General features: G+C 53.0%; 16 protein-coding genes. 5 read left to right on the top strand and 11 right to left on the bottom strand.

From position 1 onward, the window contains the following. Positions 1–4 precede the first annotated feature (4 nt). Positions 5–586 (bottom strand): TetR family transcriptional regulator, encoded by a 582-nt coding sequence (locus tag FDW98_RS12835; protein WP_096757024.1) that lies wholly within the window; start codon positions 584–586, stop codon positions 5–7. Positions 587–702: 116 nt separating this feature from the next. Between FDW98_RS12835 and FDW98_RS12830 the strand changes: the two genes are divergently transcribed. Next, on the top strand, positions 703–2,190 hold the full coding sequence (locus tag FDW98_RS12830) for an MFS transporter (protein ID WP_096757025.1): 1,488 nt from the start codon (positions 703–705) through the stop codon (positions 2,188–2,190). Here FDW98_RS12830 and FDW98_RS12825 read toward each other — a convergent pair whose 3' ends face one another. The 3 genes from FDW98_RS12825 to yddG form a co-directional block, all read right to left on the bottom strand. Continuing rightward, on the bottom strand, positions 2,191–2,571 hold the full coding sequence (locus tag FDW98_RS12825) for a GFA family protein (protein WP_096759399.1): 381 nt from the start codon (positions 2,569–2,571) through the stop codon (positions 2,191–2,193). Between the two features lie 143 nt (positions 2,572–2,714). Beyond that, complete coding sequence (ompD, locus tag FDW98_RS12820) at positions 2,715–3,794, bottom strand: porin OmpD (RefSeq protein WP_096757026.1); 1,080 nt, start codon at positions 3,792–3,794, stop codon at positions 2,715–2,717. Positions 3,795–4,254: 460 nt separating this feature from the next. After that, positions 4,255–5,136, bottom strand: coding sequence for an aromatic amino acid efflux DMT transporter YddG (gene yddG, locus FDW98_RS12815; protein ID WP_096757027.1), 882 nt, complete (start codon positions 5,134–5,136; stop codon positions 4,255–4,257). A 288-nt stretch (positions 5,137–5,424) separates the two neighbouring features. Here yddG and fdnG point away from each other — a divergent pair, with 288 nt between their 5' ends. Genes fdnG through fdnI form a run of 3 tightly spaced genes read left to right on the top strand, consistent with a single transcriptional unit; the run spans position 5,425 to position 10,019 of the window. Continuing rightward, positions 5,425–8,472 carry a formate dehydrogenase-N subunit alpha gene (gene fdnG / locus FDW98_RS12810; RefSeq protein WP_137398860.1) on the top strand — a complete coding sequence of 1,016 codons (3,048 nt, stop codon included), beginning with the start codon at positions 5,425–5,427 and terminating at the stop codon, positions 8,470–8,472. Between the two features lie 13 nt (positions 8,473–8,485). Continuing rightward, entirely contained in the window at positions 8,486–9,370 is an 885-nt protein-coding gene (fdnH, locus tag FDW98_RS12805; RefSeq protein ID WP_096757030.1) for a formate dehydrogenase N subunit beta, read from the top strand. Next, positions 9,363–10,019, top strand: a complete 657-nt coding sequence (gene fdnI / locus FDW98_RS12800; RefSeq protein WP_096757031.1) for a formate dehydrogenase-N subunit gamma — start codon at positions 9,363–9,365, stop codon at positions 10,017–10,019. Before fdnH ends, fdnI begins: the two co-directional genes overlap by 8 nt. A 104-nt stretch (positions 10,020–10,123) precedes the next feature. On the opposite strand, the gene FDW98_RS12795 is transcribed toward fdnI, so the two are convergent. From FDW98_RS12795 to sra, 5 genes are all read right to left on the bottom strand, one after another. Then, a complete protein-coding gene (locus FDW98_RS12795) occupies positions 10,124–10,408 on the bottom strand; it encodes a HigA family addiction module antitoxin (protein WP_096757032.1) in 285 nt (94 codons plus the stop codon). Then, complete coding sequence (locus FDW98_RS12790) at positions 10,408–10,686, bottom strand: type II toxin-antitoxin system RelE/ParE family toxin (protein ID WP_096757033.1); 279 nt, start codon at positions 10,684–10,686, stop codon at positions 10,408–10,410. Before FDW98_RS12790 ends, FDW98_RS12795 begins: the two co-directional genes overlap by 1 nt. 187 nt (positions 10,687–10,873) lie before the next feature. Continuing rightward, a complete protein-coding gene (locus tag FDW98_RS12785; RefSeq protein ID WP_096757034.1) occupies positions 10,874–12,589 on the bottom strand; it encodes an ABC-F family ATP-binding cassette domain-containing protein in 1,716 nt (571 codons plus the stop codon). A gap of 310 nt (positions 12,590–12,899) precedes the next feature. Next, on the bottom strand, positions 12,900–14,597 hold the full coding sequence (gene maeA, locus FDW98_RS12780) for a malate dehydrogenase (protein ID WP_096757035.1): 1,698 nt from the start codon (positions 14,595–14,597) through the stop codon (positions 12,900–12,902). A gap of 179 nt (positions 14,598–14,776) precedes the next feature. Then, positions 14,777–14,917 (bottom strand): stationary-phase-induced ribosome-associated protein, encoded by a 141-nt coding sequence (sra, locus tag FDW98_RS12775; RefSeq protein WP_096757036.1) that lies wholly within the window; start codon positions 14,915–14,917, stop codon positions 14,777–14,779. A gap of 228 nt (positions 14,918–15,145) precedes the next feature. Between sra and FDW98_RS12770 the strand changes: the two genes are divergently transcribed. Further along, positions 15,146–15,577: an OsmC family protein gene (locus FDW98_RS12770; RefSeq protein WP_096757037.1), complete on the top strand. Its 432-nt coding sequence runs from the start codon at positions 15,146–15,148 to the stop codon at positions 15,575–15,577. A gap of 42 nt (positions 15,578–15,619) precedes the next feature. On the opposite strand, the gene FDW98_RS12765 is transcribed toward FDW98_RS12770, so the two are convergent. Both FDW98_RS12765 and FDW98_RS12760 read right to left on the bottom strand, forming a co-directional pair. Then, the gene (locus FDW98_RS12765; protein WP_096757038.1) at positions 15,620–16,390 is read right to left on the bottom strand and encodes a 3-hydroxybutyrate dehydrogenase; all 771 of its coding nucleotides are present in this window, start codon (positions 16,388–16,390) and stop codon (positions 15,620–15,622) included. A gap of 11 nt (positions 16,391–16,401) precedes the next feature. After that, the gene (locus tag FDW98_RS12760; RefSeq protein ID WP_096757039.1) at positions 16,402–17,793 is read right to left on the bottom strand and encodes a GntP family permease; all 1,392 of its coding nucleotides are present in this window, start codon (positions 17,791–17,793) and stop codon (positions 16,402–16,404) included. Positions 17,794–17,821 lie beyond the last annotated feature (28 nt).

Below are 17,821 nucleotides of genomic sequence, written 5' to 3'. Positions count from 1 at the left end.
GCTCTCATGATGGGAGAAGTTCTAGCGTAATCATCCGGCTAAGATGTTTATCGAAGTCTTCCGCTGCCAGTTCTGGCAGTCTTAGTATATAGATACCATCCAGGCCGCAGACGAGGGCGATTAGCCGCCAGGCGATATTGTCCGCGCTGTCTTGCGGTTGAAATTCTCCTGCATTGGTTCCGTGCTCAATAATCTTCCGAGTTTCCTCATGCCACATGGTCATCGTTAACAAATAAGCACTTTTTATATCGCTGTCGCTTGCAGCCAGTAGCTGCGCTTCCCGCCATAGGCGCACATAAGGCTCCAGACGGCCGTCGTCGCTGCCGAGCATGGAAAACAGTCGCTCGTAACTGTTAACGTCATCAGTTACCAGTGGCATATCGAGCATTTCGCGGATCACCTGTACAAATGCGAGGGACTTCAGTTCACCAATGGAGGCAAAGTGGTGATGCAGTTGGCCGGTCGCCACTTTCGCCTCGGTTGCAATGCGTCGCACCGTCATGGCGCTAAACCCTTCTTCCAGCGCGACGCGCATTGCCGCCTGCAGGATCACTTCCCGACGTTCATCCCGATTCAAATAACTCATACATCCCCCTCTACCTACGTTGAAAGCAGTCTAACAAAAAGTTGGACATATGTTCAATTTTCCGTAGGATCGTTAAAGCTGGACATGTGTCCAGTTTAAGTTTTGTAGGGAGTTTTATGTTTCGTCAGTGGTTAACGTTAGTGATTATTGTGCTGGTCTACATCCCTGTTGCGATTGATGCAACGGTGCTGCACGTTGCCGCGCCCACGCTGAGTATGACGCTGGGTGCCAGTGGTAACGAGCTGCTGTGGATCATTGATATTTATTCCCTGGTGATGGCAGGGATGGTGCTGCCGATGGGGGCACTGGGCGATCGCATTGGCTTTAAACGCCTGCTGCTGTTGGGCGGAGGCCTGTTTGGTCTGGCCTCGCTGGCTGCAGCCTTTGCCCATACCGCCGGATGGCTTATCGCCACGCGCGCCGTGCTGGCAATTGGTGCGGCGATGATCGTCCCGGCGACGCTGGCCGGTATTCGTGCAACCTTTGCTGAACAGCGCCACCGTAATATGGCGCTTGGCGTCTGGGCGGCAGTCGGTTCCGGCGGGGCAGCATTTGGTCCGCTGGTTGGCGGTATGCTGCTGGAGCACTTCTATTGGGGTTCTGTATTCTTAATCAATGTGCCGATTGTGTTAGTGGTGATGGCACTGACCGCGCGTTACGTTCCGCGCCAAACCGGTCGTCGCGATCAGTCATTAAATTTCGGTCATGCGATTATGCTGATTGTCGCCATTCTGCTGCTGGTGTATAGCGCGAAAACGGCGCTGAAGGGACACATCGCGACGGGCGTGATTGTGCTGACGCTGTTGGTGGGCGCTTTACTGCTGGGGCAGTTCGTGCGCATCCAGCTTGCCGCATCGCGCCCGATGATCGATATGCGACTGTTTACCCATCGCATTATCCTAAGCGGCGTGGTGATGGCAATGACCGCGATGATAACCCTGGTGGGCTTTGAACTATTAATGGCCCAGGAACTGCAGTTTGTGCACGGATTAACACCGTATCAGGCGGGGCTGTTTATGCTGCCGGTGATGCTGGCCAGTGGATTCAGCGGGCCGATTGCCGGGATGCTGGTGTCGCGTCTGGGGCTACGCTGCGTGGCTACCGCGGGCATGGCGCTGAGTGCCGTCAGCTTCTATGGGCTGGCGATGACCGATTTTAGCACCCAGCAGATCCAGGCCTGGATATTAATGGCCCTGTTGGGCTTCAGTGCCGCCAGCGCGCTGTTAGCCTCCACGGCGGCCATTATGGCGGCGGCACCCGCAGAAAAAGCGGCCGCCGCCGGGGCTATCGAAACCATGGCCTACGAGCTGGGCGCGGGTCTGGGGATCGCGATTTTTGGTTTACTGCTGAGCCGCAGTTTTTCCGCGTCAATTCTGCCGCCTGCAGGACTTAACCCACAGGAGCTTGAGCGCGCCTCATCATCGATGGGCGAAGCGGTACAGCTGGCGCACTCGCTTCCGCCCTCACTCAGTGAGGCGCTGTTGACGGCCGCCAGAGACGCCTTTACCTGGTCGCATAGCGTGGCATTGAGCAGCGCGGGCAGCATGCTGATCGTCCTGGCGGTAGGAATGTGGTTCAGTCTGGCAAAAGTGAAACAGCAATAACTAGTGGGCTAAATGGCAGGGGTAATCCATCTCTTCGACTTCCTTTCCACTCAGTCGAGCATATTGCCCCGTCAGTCTCCAGAACGCAGGCTGTGTTTCAGTGTAGATCTCTGCCGCTAAAATCAGGCGGCGGCGGTCTACTTCGTTAAGTTCCAGCAAGGTCCACGGAATAAAGTAGCGTTCGCTGTCGGTCAACGTAAACCACAGTGGGCATCCGCAACCGGAACAGAAGAAACGTTCACCACGATTTGAAGAAGGGAAGTGCGAAGGTTCCGCAGATTCTGGCGACATCAGCGGATGACCGCTGGCTTCCAGATACATGGCGATGCCGCCAGACCACTTCTGGCACAGCGTGCAGTGGCAGGCATAGACATCAAGCATGTCGACGTTAACGGTAAAATGACTTTGTCCGCAAAGACAACGACCTGTGAACGTCTGCACGTCATACTCCTTATGACCGAGTCTACTTCAAGAGAAAAAGCCAGCCCGTAGAGGACTGGCTTTGTATTTCACTTACAACAAAATTAGAACTGGTAGTTCAGACCAACTGCCACGATGTTGTCAGTGCTAACGCGTGCGTCAGAAGTGAATTTGTTGTCGTCCAGCAGGTTGATTTTGTAATCAACGAAGGTGGACATGTTTTTGTTGAAGTAGTAGGTCGCACCCAGATCTACGTATTCAACCAGGTCCTGGTCGCCGTAAACACCCAGATCTTTACCTTTGGATTTCAGGTAAGCGATGGACGGACGCAGACCGAAGTCGAACTGGTACTGAGCAACTGCTTCAAAGTTCTGAGCTTTGTTAGCGATACCGTCAACTTTACCGAACTTGGTCATGTTACGGGTTTCAGAGTAGGTGGTTGCCAGGTAGATGTTGTTCGCATCATATTTCAGGCCAGCAGCCCATACTTCTGCGTTTTTACCGGAAGCGTAGAATTCGTTATTGCCATTACGCATCTGGTCATCAGTACGGTCAGATTTCGCATAGGTTGCACCGATGCCGAAGCCTTCGTATTCATAAGTAGTAGACAGACCGAAACCGTCGCCATTTGCTTCAATGTCTTTACTGCGATCGTTTTTGCCCTGGTACTGCGCGGCAAAGTTCAGACCTTCAACCAGACCGAAGAAGTCGGTGTTACGGTAAGTTGCAACACCGGTAGCACGCTGGGTCATGAACACGTCAGTCTGGGTCCAGGTATCACCGCCGAACTCAGGCAGAACGTCGGTCCATGCGCCGATGTCGTAGGCTACGCCGTAGTTACGGCCGTAGTCGAAAGAACCATATTCAGCGAATTTCAGGCCAGCGAATGCCAGACGGGTTTTGTCTGCTTCGGCACCCTGATCTTCAGAACGGTTACCTTTGAATTCATATTCCCACTGGCCATAACCAACCAGCTGGTCGTTGATCTGGGTTTCGCCTTTGAAGCCCATACGTGCGTAAGTTTTGTCGCCATCGCTGCTGGTGTCGTCAGAGAAGTGATGCTGAGCGTGAACTTTACCGTACAGATCCAGTTTGTTGCCGTCTTTGTTATATACCTCAGCTGCGTTTACCGCACCTGCTGCCAACAGGGAAGTCACTGCCACTGCAACTAATTTAAGTTTCATTCTTAATAATCCTTATAATTTTCTTCTTGGTGTGATTCCTAAACCATTGCTAAACGAAGGGGTTCGTCAATGGCGAACTATTTTTAAATGACCTTGTGGTATGAGTTCAATAATAAGTTTCATAATATTGCAGAATATTTGAAGTTGTGTGATCTAGATCTACTTAATACAACTGATTATATTAGTCATAATAGGTGACTTATCTGGAAGGGTATATTTACACCAGGAACTATTATGCTGACTATGGTTTAATTAGCGTTAGTTACGTATGTGTAATATATACATTTAGAGGGTTATAGATAACCATGCAATACTTTCATGGGTTAATTAATTACCATATATTTAACATTTAATTAAACAAAATAAAACATAAAACACAAGTGGAATGAACAATAAATACCCATTAATTTGACGATAATATAACCGGATTTCGCTTTGAGGCTCCACCCGGCATCTTTTTTCAGGCGCGGCGTGTTGCCAGCCAGCACAGCAAAGAGCCAGCACAGACCATCAGTGCACCTTGCCAGAACGAAAATGACAGCGGGGCGCTCAGCAGCACGGCGGCAAGTGCTGAAGAGAGGACCGGTGTGAAATAAGAGCCAACGGCCATAACCGTGACGTTCCCGTGCAGGATACCGATATTCCACGCCGCATAGGCAAATCCTAAGGTTAATGCGGCGGTAAACAGTTTAATGGTCACCGGCGTGCTGAACACCATCTCAGGTTGTGGCGTAATAAAATAATAAATCCACAAACTGGTGGCCGTCAGTAAAACGAACACGGTGATGCCGTTAAAGCCTTTTGCATATTTATTGGTCACAGTGCAATAGGTTGCCCAGATAAATGCGCCAAGAAAAGCGAGAAAATAACTGAGCGGGCTACTGGCGACGTTGCTGACAATTTCACCTAAGTTAAGTCCATTATCTCCACCTAATACCCAGCAAACGCCGGTCAATGCCACGATTAATCCGGGGATGACCAGCCAGGTTGTTTTTTGACCATTAAATAATATCGCAAACAATATGGTCAGGCTGGGCCAGAGATAATTAACCATACCGACCTCAATCGCCTGGTGGCGGGTGGCGGCATAGCCCAGCGCTAACGCTAAACATATTTCATAGCTAACGAACAGTATGCTGCCGGCGATTAAATAGCGAACAGGAAACTGACGGATATTCGGGAAGCCAACGGTGAATATTAGCAGCAGACCGCTTAAAGAAAAGATCATGGCAGCGCCGCCAGCGGGCCCCAGTCCCTCGCTAACGCCACGGATCAGCCCAACCATGGTGCTCCAGAGGATGATGGCGATAAGCCCAATCAACGTTGCTTTTTGTTTTGTCATTCGGTTTGTCTGTCCATAGTACTGGCAAAAAAATGGAGCTGAAATGTATAGCACTTTTAGGTCGTAGCACGCTAACGAATTAGCTTTTGGCTAACCCCTTATGGGTATGAGGGTAAAACAAACTGCACTATTTAGTAGCGGAACCGTTTCGTTATTGATTTGACGCAAAAAATTTATGGATATAGCTGTTAGTTTCGTCGCGAAGTTGTACACATCACCTTTCAAGCTGCCGCTTTAGTGCAACGAGAAAGTGCCAGTGTACGCATCCCTGCAAAAAAGAGGAAAGCAATGGACGTCAGCCGCAGACAATTCTTTAAAATCTGCGCGGGCGGTATGGCGGGAACAACAGTAGCCGCACTGGGTTTTGCACCCAAGATGGCTCTGGCTCAGGCGCGAAATTACAAGCTGATACGCGCGAAAGAGATCCGAAACACCTGCACATACTGTTCCGTAGGTTGCGGGCTATTAATGTATAGCCTGGGTGATGGAGCAAAAAATGCCAAAGAATCGATTTACCATATCGAGGGGGATCCGGATCATCCGGTGAGCCGTGGGGCATTATGTCCGAAGGGCGCAGGATTGCTGGACTACGTACACAGTGAAAACCGTTTACGTTATCCTGAATATCGCGCACCGGGTTCCGATAAATGGCAGCGCATTAGCTGGGATGAAGCATTCACCCGCATTGCAAAATTAATGAAAGCTGACCGTGACGCCAACTTCATTGAGAAGAATGAGCAGGGCGTAACGGTAAACCGCTGGCTTTCAACCGGGATGCTGTGCGCATCTGCGGCAAGTAATGAAACCGGCATGCTGACGCAAAAATTTGTGCGCTCACTCGGCATGCTGGCGGTAGATAACCAGGCGCGCGTCTGACACGGACCAACGGTAGCAAGTCTTGCTCCAACATTTGGTCGCGGTGCGATGACCAACCACTGGGTTGATATCAAAAACGCTAACGTCGTGATGGTGATGGGCGGTAACGCCGCTGAAGCACATCCGGTGGGATTCCGCTGGGCGATGGAAGCCAAGAACAACAATGATGCCACGCTGATTGTTGTCGATCCCCGTTTTACACGTACAGCCTCCGTCGCGGATATTTACGCGCCGATTCGTTCCGGTACGGACATTACGTTCCTTTCCGGTGTGTTGCTGTACCTGATTGAAAACAACAAAATTAACGCTGAATACGTTAAGCACTATACCAACGCCAGCCTGCTGGTGCGGGATGACTTTGCTTTCGAAGAGGGTCTGTTCAGCGGCTACGACGCAGAAAAACGTCAATACGATAAATCGTCGTGGAACTACCAGTTCGATGAAAACGGCTACGCCAAACGCGATGAAACGCTGTCCCATCCGCGCTGTGTCTGGAACTTGCTGAAACAGCACGTTTCCCGCTATACGCCGGACGTGGTGGAAAACATCTGCGGTACGCCAAAAGCCGACTTCCTGAAAGTGTGTGAAGTGCTGGCCTCTACCAGCGCGGCCGATCGTACCACCACCTTCCTGTACGCACTGGGCTGGACTCAGCATACCGTGGGCGCGCAGAACATCCGCACCATGGCGATGATCCAGTTGCTGTTGGGTAACATGGGGATGGCCGGTGGCGGCGTCAACGCTTTGCGCGGTCACTCCAATATTCAGGGGTTAACCGACTTAGGTCTGCTGTCTACCAGCCTGCCGGGCTATCTGACGCTGCCGTCTGAGAAACAGACCGATCTGCAAACGTATCTGACGGCGAATACGCCAAAAGCCACGCTGGCCGATCAGGTGAACTACTGGGGTAACTATCCTAAGTTCTTCGTTAGCCTGATGAAATCTTTCTACGGCGATGCGGCGCAGAAAGACAATGACTGGGGCTTTAACTGGCTGCCGAAGTGGGATCAGTCCTACGACGTCATTAAATACTTCAACATGATGGATAGCGGGAAAGTCACCGGCTACATCTGTCAGGGCTTTAACCCGGTTGCGTCCTTCCCGGACAAAAACAAAGTGGTGCAGTCGCTGAGCAAACTGAAGTATCTGGTGGTTATCGATCCGCTGGTGACAGAAACCTCAACGTTCTGGCAAAACCATGGCGAATCGAACGATGTCGATCCGTCGACTATCCAGACCGAAGTGTTCCGTCTGCCATCAACCTGCTTTGCGGAAGAAGACGGCTCAATTGCCAACTCCGGACGCTGGCTGCAGTGGCACTGGAAAGGTCAGGATGCACCGGGCGAAGCGCGCAATGACGGTGAAATTCTGGCCGGTATTTACCATCGTCTGCGCAATATGTATCGCACTGAAGGTGGTAAAGGCGTAGAGCCAGTACTGAAAATGAGCTGGAGCTACAAGCAGCCGGACGAACCGCATTCAGAAGAAGTGGCGAAAGAGAACAACGGCTATGCACTGGAAGATCTCTATGATGCCAACGGCGTGCTGGTTGCGAAGAAAGGTCAGTTGCTGAACAGCTTTGCGCTGCTGCGTGATGACGGTACTACGGCATCCTCCTGCTGGATTTACACCGGTAGCTGGACCGAGCAGGGCAACCAGATGGCTAACCGCGATAACTCTGACCCGTCGGGGCTGGGGAATACGCTGGGTTGGGCATGGGCATGGCCACTGAACCGCCGCGTGCTGTATAACCGCGCATCGGTCGATCCGCAGGGTAAACCGTGGGATCCGAAGCGCATGCTGATCAAGTGGAACGGAACGAAGTGGACGGGTAACGATATCCCGGACTTCAACAACGCACCGCCAGGTAGCGCGACCAATCCGTTTATCATGCAACCGGAAGGTCTGGGTCGTCTGTTCGCCATCGACAAGCTGGCGGAAGGGCCGTTCCCGGAACACTACGAGCCGATGGAAACGCCGCTGGGTACCAACCCGCTGCACCCGAACGTCATCTCTAACCCGGCAGCACGTCTGTACGAAGCGGATGCGTTACGTATGGGGAATAAGAATGACTTCCCATATGTTGGTACGACCTATCGTCTGACCGAACATTTCCACACCTGGACCAAGCACGCGTTGTTGAATGCGATTGCCCAGCCAGAGCAGTTTGTGGAAATCAGCGAAACGCTGGCGGCGGCGAAAGGGATTGCCAACGGCGATCACGTGAAAGTCAGCAGCAAGCGCGGGTTCATTCGTGCGGTTGCGGTGGTGACGCGTCGTCTGCGCTCGCTGAACGTCAACGGTCAGCAGGTAGAGACGGTGGGGATCCCGATTCACTGGGGCTTTGAAGGAGTCGCGCGTAAAGGCTTTATCGCCAACACCCTGACACCAAATGTCGGTGATGCAAACTCGCAAACGCCGGAATACAAAGCGTTTTTAGTTAACATCGAGAAGGCGTAAGGGAGGCGATCATATGTCTATGGAAACGCAGGACATCATCAAAAGGTCCGCTACCAACTCCATCACGCCGCCTCCTCAGGCACGTGATTACAAAGCAGAAGTCGCGAAGCTGATTGACGTTTCCACCTGTATTGGTTGTAAAGCCTGTCAGGTGGCATGTTCAGAGTGGAACGATATCCGTGATGAAGTCGGCCATTGCGTCGGGGTGTACGACAACCCTGCCGATCTCAGCGCCAAATCCTGGACGGTGATGCGTTTTACCGAAACCGAACAGAATGGCAAGCTGGAATGGCTGATTCGTAAAGACGGCTGTATGCACTGTGAAGATCCGGGCTGCCTGAAGGCGTGCCCGTCTGCCGGAGCCATCATCCAGTACGCCAACGGGATTGTTGATTTCCAGTCAGAGCATTGCATTGGCTGCGGTTACTGTATTGCCGGGTGTCCATTTAATATTCCGCGCCTCAATAAAGAGGATAACCGCGTGTATAAGTGTACGCTGTGTGTGGATCGCGTGAGCGTCGGGCAGGAACCTGCCTGCGTGAAAACGTGTCCGACCGGGGCGATACATTTCGGCACCAAGCAAGAGATGCTGGAAATGGCCGAGCAGCGCGTGGAAAAACTGAAATCGCGCGGCTACGAACATGCCGGTGTCTACAACCCGGAGGGTGTGGGTGGGACGCACGTTATGTACGTCCTGCATCATGCCAACCAGCCGGAGTTGTACCACGGTTTGCCAAAAGATCCGCAGATAGATACTTCTATCAATCTGTGGAAAGGGGCACTGAAACCGCTGGCCGCCGCCGGATTTATCGCCACCTTCGCCGGGCTGATTTATCACTACATCGGTATTGGCCCGAACAAGGAAGTGGACGACGACGAGGAGGATCATCATGAGTAAGTCGAAAATGATTGTGCGCACGAAGTTTATCGACCGCGCCTGTCACTGGACAGTGGTGATCTGCTTCTTTCTGGTGTCGCTGTCGGGGATTTCGTTTTTCTTCCCGACGCTGCAGTGGCTGACGCAGACCTTCGGTACACCGCAAATGGGCCGCATTTTGCACCCATTCTTCGGTCTGCTGATTTTCGTCGCGCTGATGTTCATGTTTGTGCGCTTTGTGCACCACAACATCCCGGATAAGAAAGATATTCCGTGGCTGAAAAACATTGTGGAAGTGCTGAAGGGCAATGAACACAAGGTGGCGGACGTCGGTAAGTACAACGCCGGACAAAAAATGATGTTCTGGTCGATCATGAGCATGATTTTTGTGCTGTTGATTACCGGCGTGATTATCTGGCGTCCGTACTTTGCGCAGTTCTTCCCAATGCAGGTTGTGCGTTACAGCCTGCTGATCCACGCTGCGGCGGGTATTATTTTGATGCACGCCATCCTCATCCATATGTACATGGCATTTTGGGTGAAAGGATCGATTAAAGGCATGGTCGAAGGGAAGGTCAGCCGCCGCTGGGCGAAGAAGCATCACCCTCGCTGGTATCGCGAAGTCGAAAAAGCCGAAGCCAAAAAAGAGAACGAGCAAGGGCTGCAATAACCCATTGACGTTCTGCTGATAAAAATGGCGCTACCGATGTAGCGCCATTTTTTTGTCCATTAAGACCTGCCGGATAACGCAGGTTTATCCAGCCTACAATACCGTTACTGTGCTACCAGTTTGCGCAGACGTGAGATATCCACGCTTTTTTGCGCTTCAGCCAGACTCCAGGCATTCTGCAGATTCAACCACATTTCGGGCGAACTGCCGATCACCACTGAAAGTTTGATCGCCATTTCCGGGGTTAATGCTGCCTTGCCCGTTAACAGTCGGCTCGCGGTTGAGGGGGCAATCTCCATTGCTCTGGCAAATTCGCGCAGGCTGACGTTTAACTCATCCAGCGCTTCCTGAATAATATCCCCCGGACGGGGATGATTAGCCATTTTCATCAATGATAGTCCTCGTAATCCAGTATATATGCATCGCCATTGACGAATTCAAACGTAATACGCCAGTTGCCTGAAACAGAAATCGACCAAACGCCGTCGCGATCGCCAGTTAACGCATGCAGTTTATAACCAGGCATATTGATATCTGTTACATGGCTCGCTGCATCAATAACGGCAAGTCGGTGCCGCAATCGCCGGACATGCTTCGCCGTCACGCCTGATGTTCGCCCCTGAAGAAACAAGTCGCGCAATCCTTTGTGTCTGAAGTTCATGATCATCCATACCGTCCTTGTTCCCTCAAAAGGAACACTATCATTAATGTTCCTCTGAACGCAACATTAATCGCCGAGTTTTGCCAAAGTGTGCAGCGAGTACGTTAAAAGGAAAAGCGGGCAGGAGGATAAATGGAAAGCGGCGCGCAAGATTCGCCAGACGGCGACATAATGCCGCCATCCGGCAACCGTTTTACTCCAGTAGTGAATTCAGATGCTCAATCTCCTTGCGCCATTGTGCCTGCAACTGCGGTTTTTGATGTTTGGTTTTACGTGACAGGTCATCAGACAGCCGCTGCTCCAGCTCGAGAAGTTTCTCCAGTATTTCGTCGCCATGATGATGCGGATCAGAAACAACCTCTGCCACCTTTTTGCTCGCCGCTAGCTCACTGGCGGTTTCCTGAATGCGGGCGTTAATCGCTTCCAGGTCGTGCCATTCGCTAAGTTCACCCTCATCAATAAACCAGAAGCGGTTGCAGCTTTGGCGGATAAGCTGACGGTCGTGACTGACCAGCAGCACGCCGCCGCTGAAGTGTTGCAGCGTGTGCGCCAGCGCTTCTTTGCCTTCCATATCCAGATGGTTGGTCGGCTCGTCGAGCATCAACAGGCTATAGCGGGCAAGCGTCAGCCCGATAAACAGCAGGCGCGAACGTTCGCCGCCGCTTAAGGTGCTGACCCGTTGAGCGTGGCGGATCCACGGGAACCCCGCGCTAATCAGTGCCATTTTGCGCACATCCGGCTGCGGGGCAAACGGCTCGAGAGCCTCGAACAACGAATCATCATCCGCAAGCTGGTTGAGCGACTGGTCGTAATACCCCAGCGTCACCCGCGGGTGCAGCACCAGCGATGTCGTGGTCATTTGCGCCTGATATTGCTGCCAGATAAGCTTTAATAGCGACGATTTTCCACAGCCGTTACGCCCGACAATCGCCACGCGATCGCCGCTTTTGATGCGAATACCGGCAATGGAAAACAGCGTTGCCGCATCCGCTGCCGGAGAGACGGGGAGGTCTGTCATTTCCAGCAAGCGGTCGGCACGCAGGGCATCGCCATGCAATGTTAGTGACCACTGACTTCCGGCGGTGACATCCGTCTGGTCATCCTTCAGGCGCTGCACTTGTTTTTCCATCTGTTTGGCTTTGCGAGACAAATCTTCGTTGTCGTAGACCCGTCCCCAGGTGGCCAGACGTTTGGCGCTGGCAGTAACGCGATCGATTTCCTTTTGTTCTGCCTTATGGCGCAGGGCATCGCTGGCATCTCTGTCCACCAACGCCTGGCGCGCCGCACTACAGGGGAGATCGAACGCATGCAGGGAATGATCCCGGAGGATCCACGTTCCGTGCGTCACTGCATCCAGCAATTGTGGATCGTGAGACACCACCACAAAACTGCCGGACCAGCGCTGTAAAAACTGCTCCAGCCACAGCAATGTGGGCAAATCCAGATGGTTACCCGGTTCATCCAGCAACAGCAGGTCGGGATTGCGCATCAGCGCGCGGGCCAGCAGCAGGCGCGTGTGCTGGCCGCCGCTCAGCGTTTGTGCGGTGAGGTGCAAATTCTCAGGCGTAAAGCCCATCTCTGCGAGTAGTGACTCAACCCGCCATTGCTGACCCGCGTGTTCATGCTCGGGAAGTTGTGCCAGTACGGCTTCCTGGAGTGTTAGCGGCAGGATCTCATCCGGCAAATGCTGTTCTACGCGCGCAAGATGACAGTGATGTGCCTGGGCAAGGGATCCGCTGGTGGGAGAAATCGTGCCATCCAGCAGTTTTAACAGCGTGCTTTTGCCGCAGCCGTTGTAGCCGATAAGCCCAATGCGGTCGCCTTTTTTCAGGGTAAAAGTGAGATCGTCGAATAGCGTGCCAAATGCCGTATCAACGTGTAAGGATTGTGCGGTAAGTAATGTGCTCATTGTTGCTTACTCAAGAGTTACAGACGTAAAAACGCCTCGTCAAACATCGCTGACGATAACCCGGTAAGCCCGAGAGAAGGGGATTTAGACGTTAGCTTCGCTCAAGCAGAAGTTATCGCAGCACGATACCGATAACGCTTGAGCACTGGCGATCGCCAAAAGCATGTGAAACGATCAAACGTTCACAGTACAGCATAAGTATCCTCCTTAGTTTTTTCCCGAATGTTAATCGATGGTGAAAGTGTAATCGCAAGTCGCTGAATTGTGCAAGTGTTGAACACCCGGCGGCAGGGCGCCGCCGGGTAAACCGTCAGATAGAGGTACGACGGTAGTCGCGATATTCTGCTTGCCAGAAATTCTCGTCAATCGCCTGCTGCAGGGCTTCAGCCGATGTTTTCACTGCCATGCCTTGCTGCTGGGCCATTTTACCGACGGCAAAGGCTATGGCGCGGGAAACGGTCTGAATATCCTTCAGTTCCGGTAATACCAGCCCTTCGCCGTTCAACACCAGCGGTGAATACTGTGCCAGCGTTTCGCTGGCCGACATCAGCATTTCATCAGTGATGCGCCTGGCGCCAGAGGCGATCACGCCAAGGCCGATACCCGGGAAGATATAGGCGTTGTTACACTGGGCAATCGGGTAGATTTTATCTTTCCAGGCGACGGGAGCAAACGGGCTACCGGTAGCCACCAGCGCATTGCCTTCGGTCCAGGCAATAATATCCTGCGGCGTGGCTTCCACGCGCGACGTCGGGTTAGACAGCGGCATGACGATTGGGCGCGGACAGTGCTTGTGCATCTCACGAATAATTTCTTCGGTAAACAAACCCGTCTGACCGGAGACACCGATCAGAATGTCCGGCTTCACGTTGCGAACCACGTCGAGCAGAGACAGCACATCTTCTTTCGTATCCCAGTGCTGCAGGTTTTCGCGCTTTTGCACCAGTTTGGTCTGGAACGAGAGCAGGTTCGGCATTTTGTCGGTTAACAGACCAAAGCGGTCAACCATAAACACACGCTGACGTGCGGCTTCTTCACTTAATCCTTCACGCTGGATCTGCGCGATGATCTGCTCGGCAATCCCGCAACCGGCGGAACCCGCACCAAGGAAGACAATATTTTGTTCGCTCAACTGGCTGCCCGCCGCGCGGCTGGCTGCAATCAGCGTCCCGACGGTAACCGCCGCCGTGCCCTGAATATCGTCATTAAACGAGCAAATCTCATCACGATAGCGGGTCAGCAACGGCATGGCGTTTTTCTGCGCGAAGTCTTCAAACTGCAGCAGCACTTCTGGCCAGCGATGTTTCACCGCCTGAATGAACTCATCAACAAATTCGTAGTACTCATTGTCGGTTATGCGCGGATTACGCCAGCCCATATACAGCGGGTCGTTCAGCAACTGCTGATTGTTGGTACCGACATCCAGCACCACCGGCAGGGTGTAAGCCGGGCTGATGCCGCCACAGGCGGTGTACAGCGACAGTTTGCCGATAGGAATGCCCATCCCGCCGATCCCCTGGTCACCAAGACCCAGAATACGTTCACCGTCGGTCACGACGATAACTTTGATATTGTGGTTCGGGACGTTTTGCAGGATATCGTCCATGTTATGGCGGTTCTGGTAGGAGATAAACACGCCGCGCGCGCGACGATAAATCTCGGAGAAACGCTCACAGGCGGCACCCACCGTCGGGGTATAGATAACCGGCATCATCTCATCAAGATGGTTTTGTACCAGTCGGTAAAACAGGGTTTCGTTGGTATCCTGAATGTTGCGCAGGTAGATATGTTTGTCGATTTCCGTTTTGAATCCCTGATATTGGATCCAGGCGCGTTCGGCCTGCTCTTCAATCGTCTCGACCACTTCCGGCAGTAACCCCAGCAGGTTGAAGTTACGGCGTTCTTCCACACTGAAAGCACTCCCTTTGTTCAGTAAGGGAAATTCCAGCAGTACCGGGCCAGCGTAAGGGATGTAAAGGGAACGCAGTTTGTTAGTTTCGTTTTCCATGTCACTCACTCTTTTTTGAATAACCCTCCCTGGCACTGTTTATGATCGTAGGTTGCCTTCCGCCAGGGAAACGGCCGAAGTATAAAGCATTGTGAATGGGTTAAGGGGTTTTATAAGCAAAAACACCACTGCGGTTGCAATGGTGTATATCATCATTATTCAGTATAACGTGCGGGGTATTACTTGGCGTCAGCGCGGCGTTTTCTTCCGGTAGGGTTGTTGACCACGCTGGTTTTGTCGCCTTCGGTCACGGTTTTACGTTGATTGGAGATTTTGTGGTCCAGTCCAAGAACATGACGGGCCTGACGGTTCGATTTCATTCTAACTCCTTAATCCTGTTACTGGTTTCAAGGGCGAGCCCGCGTAAGCGCGGACGAAATACAACCTGATTAACAGCCGGTGTCTAAAATAACGGCTTTCTGGATGGTCGGTCATTTCATCTGAAAGGTCAATGCTTAAGCAGTTAATACAGAACTATCCAATATGCGTCATGTGTTTCCCTCAGCGTCCTATACTTGTTACTCCGACGACAACACAGGAGAGCGGTAATGACTATCCATAAGAAAGGTCAGGCACACTGGGAAGGCGACATTAAACGCGGTAAAGGGACCGTGTCGACCGAAAGTGGCGTGTTGAACCAGCAGCCGTATGGGTTTAATACGCGATTTGAAGGTGCGAAAGGCACCAATCCTGAAGAGTTGATTGGCGCGGCTCATGCGGCCTGCTTCTCGATGGCTCTTTCGTTAATGCTGGGTGAGGCGGGCTTCACGCCAGACGCCATTGATACCACTGCCGATGTTTCTCTGGATAAGGTGGATGCGGGTTTTGCCATCACCAAAGTGGCGCTGCACAGTGACGTTTCCGTCCCCGGCATTGATGCCGCAACCTTCGACGGAATTATCCAGAAAGCGAAAGCCGGATGTCCGGTATCACAGGTTCTGAACGCGGAAATTACGCTGGATTACCAGCTGAAGTCTTAACGATGATGTGCCGGATGCGAGAGCGCATCCGGCTGACATAACTTACTGCGCCACCCAACCGCCGTCCATATTCCACGCCACACCGCGCACCTGCGCCGCACCGTCTGAACATAAGAACAGCGCCAGCTCTCCCAGTTGTTCCGGGGTGACAAACTCGCGTGACGGTTGCTTCTCCGCGAGCAGAGCATCGCGCGCAACATCCGGCGCGGTGCCCTCGGCAATGCGCTTGTCGATCTGCTGTTGTACCAGCGGCGTCAGCACCCAGCCGGGACACAGTGCGTTACAGGTTATGCCGGTCTGCGCTGTCTCAAGTGCGGTGGTCTTGGTTAGCCCCACCACGCCGTGTTTAGCCGCGACATAGGCCGATTTTTCTTTTGACGCCACCAGCCCGTGCACAGAGGCGATATTAATGATGCGGCCCCAGTTGCGTTGACGCATGCCGGGCAGCGCCAGACGGGTAGTGTGAAAAACGGAGGACAGATTAATCGCGATGATCGCATTCCATTTATCGACCGGGAACGTCTCCAGCGGTGAAACATGCTGGATCCCGGCGTTGTTGACCAGAATATCCACGCCGCCGAACTCGCTGTCGGCGTAGCGCATCATCTCGGTAATTTGCGCTGCATCGCTGAGATCCGCCCCGTGATACCCCGGTGTTTTGCCATACTTCGCCACGGCATCTTTTGCCGCCTCAGCATCACCAAAGCCGTTAAGAATCAGTGTGGCGCCAGCTTTCGCCAGCACCTGCGCAATGCCTAATCCAATACCGCTGGTGGAGCCGGTAACCAGGGCCACTTTTCCCGTTAAGTTCATGATGATTCTCCTTAAACAATGCCGGTGGTGTAGAAGACGCCGATCACAAACAGAACGGCCAGACTTTTGATTATGGTGATGGCGAAGATCCCACCATATGCCTGACGGTGGCTGAGACCGGTGATGGCCAGCAGCGTGATTACCGCCCCGTTATGCGGCAGAGTATCCATGCCACCACTGGCCATAGAGGCCACGCGGTGAAAGACTTCCAGTGGAATGTTGGCGGCATGTGCGGCGGCGATAAAGGTGTCTGACATTGCCGCGAGCGCAATACTCATCCCGCCGGATGCTGAACCGGTGATCCCGGCCAGAGTGGTGATGCTGATGGCTTCGTTGAGCAACGGGTCGGGAATGGCCGCCAGCGCTTTTGACAGTACCAGGAAGCCCGGCAACGCGGCGATCACTGCGCCAAAACCGTATTCTGAAGCGGTATTCATTGCCGCGAGGATCGCACCTCCCACCGCCGTTCGGCTGCCTTCCGCCAGGCGACCTTTGATATTACGAAAACCAAAAATCACGACCAGCAGGATCCCGGCAATCAGCGCGGCTTCCACCGCCCAGATAGCGGTAATTTTGCCGACTTCAGTGGTAATCGGTTTGGCAAGACCCGGCAGCTCAAGTTGATGCGTTGAACCATAAAATACCGGGATCCAGCGGGTGAACAACAGGTTAAACACTCCCACCAGAATCAGCGGCGAAATCGCAATAATCGGGTTTGGCAGATTAATATTATCCGGCGTTTCCGGTTCGTTAAGCAGTTCAGTGCCATAGCCTTCGTTCTTTGCCTGCGCTTTGCGGCGCTGACGCTCAAGGTAAATCAGGCCGACAAAGATAATAAACAGCGAACCTATCAACCCCAGCCAGGGCGCGGCCCAGGCGTTGGTACCAAAGAAGCTGGTCGGGATAATGTTCTGGATCTGCGGTGTACCGGGCAGCGCATCCATGGTGAAAGAGAAGGCGCCCAGCGCCACAGTTGCCGGGATCAGTCGCTTAGGAATGTTGCTTTGACGGAACAGCTCGGCGGCAAACGGATACACTGCAAACGCCACCACGAACAACGAGACACCGCCGTAAGTCAGCAGCGCACACACCAGTACGATGACAGGAATGGCGTGTCGCCGACCGAGAATATTGATGGCGGCGGCGACGATTGAACGGGAAAAACCGGATAATTCGATTAACTTGCCAAACACCGCGCCCAGTAAGAACACCGGGAAGTACAGCTTCACAAAACCGACCATTTTTTCCATAAACAGGCCGGTAAAGGCAGGGCCGACGGCGCTGGGTTCAGTCAGCAAAACAGCACCTAATGCCGCGATGGGGGCAAACAGGATGACGCTGTATCCGCGATAGGCTGCCAGCATCAGCAGGCCCAGCGCGGCCAGGGCGATTAATACACTCATCTTGACTCCTTATTATTATAGTTGGGTG

The organism is Citrobacter sp. wls711 (assembly GCF_005281055.1).
Classification (GTDB): Bacteria; Pseudomonadota; Gammaproteobacteria; order Enterobacterales; family Enterobacteriaceae; genus Citrobacter; species Citrobacter gillenii.
Note: the sequence above shows the minus strand (reverse complement) of the source record. Positions and strands in the feature narration are given on the sequence as shown.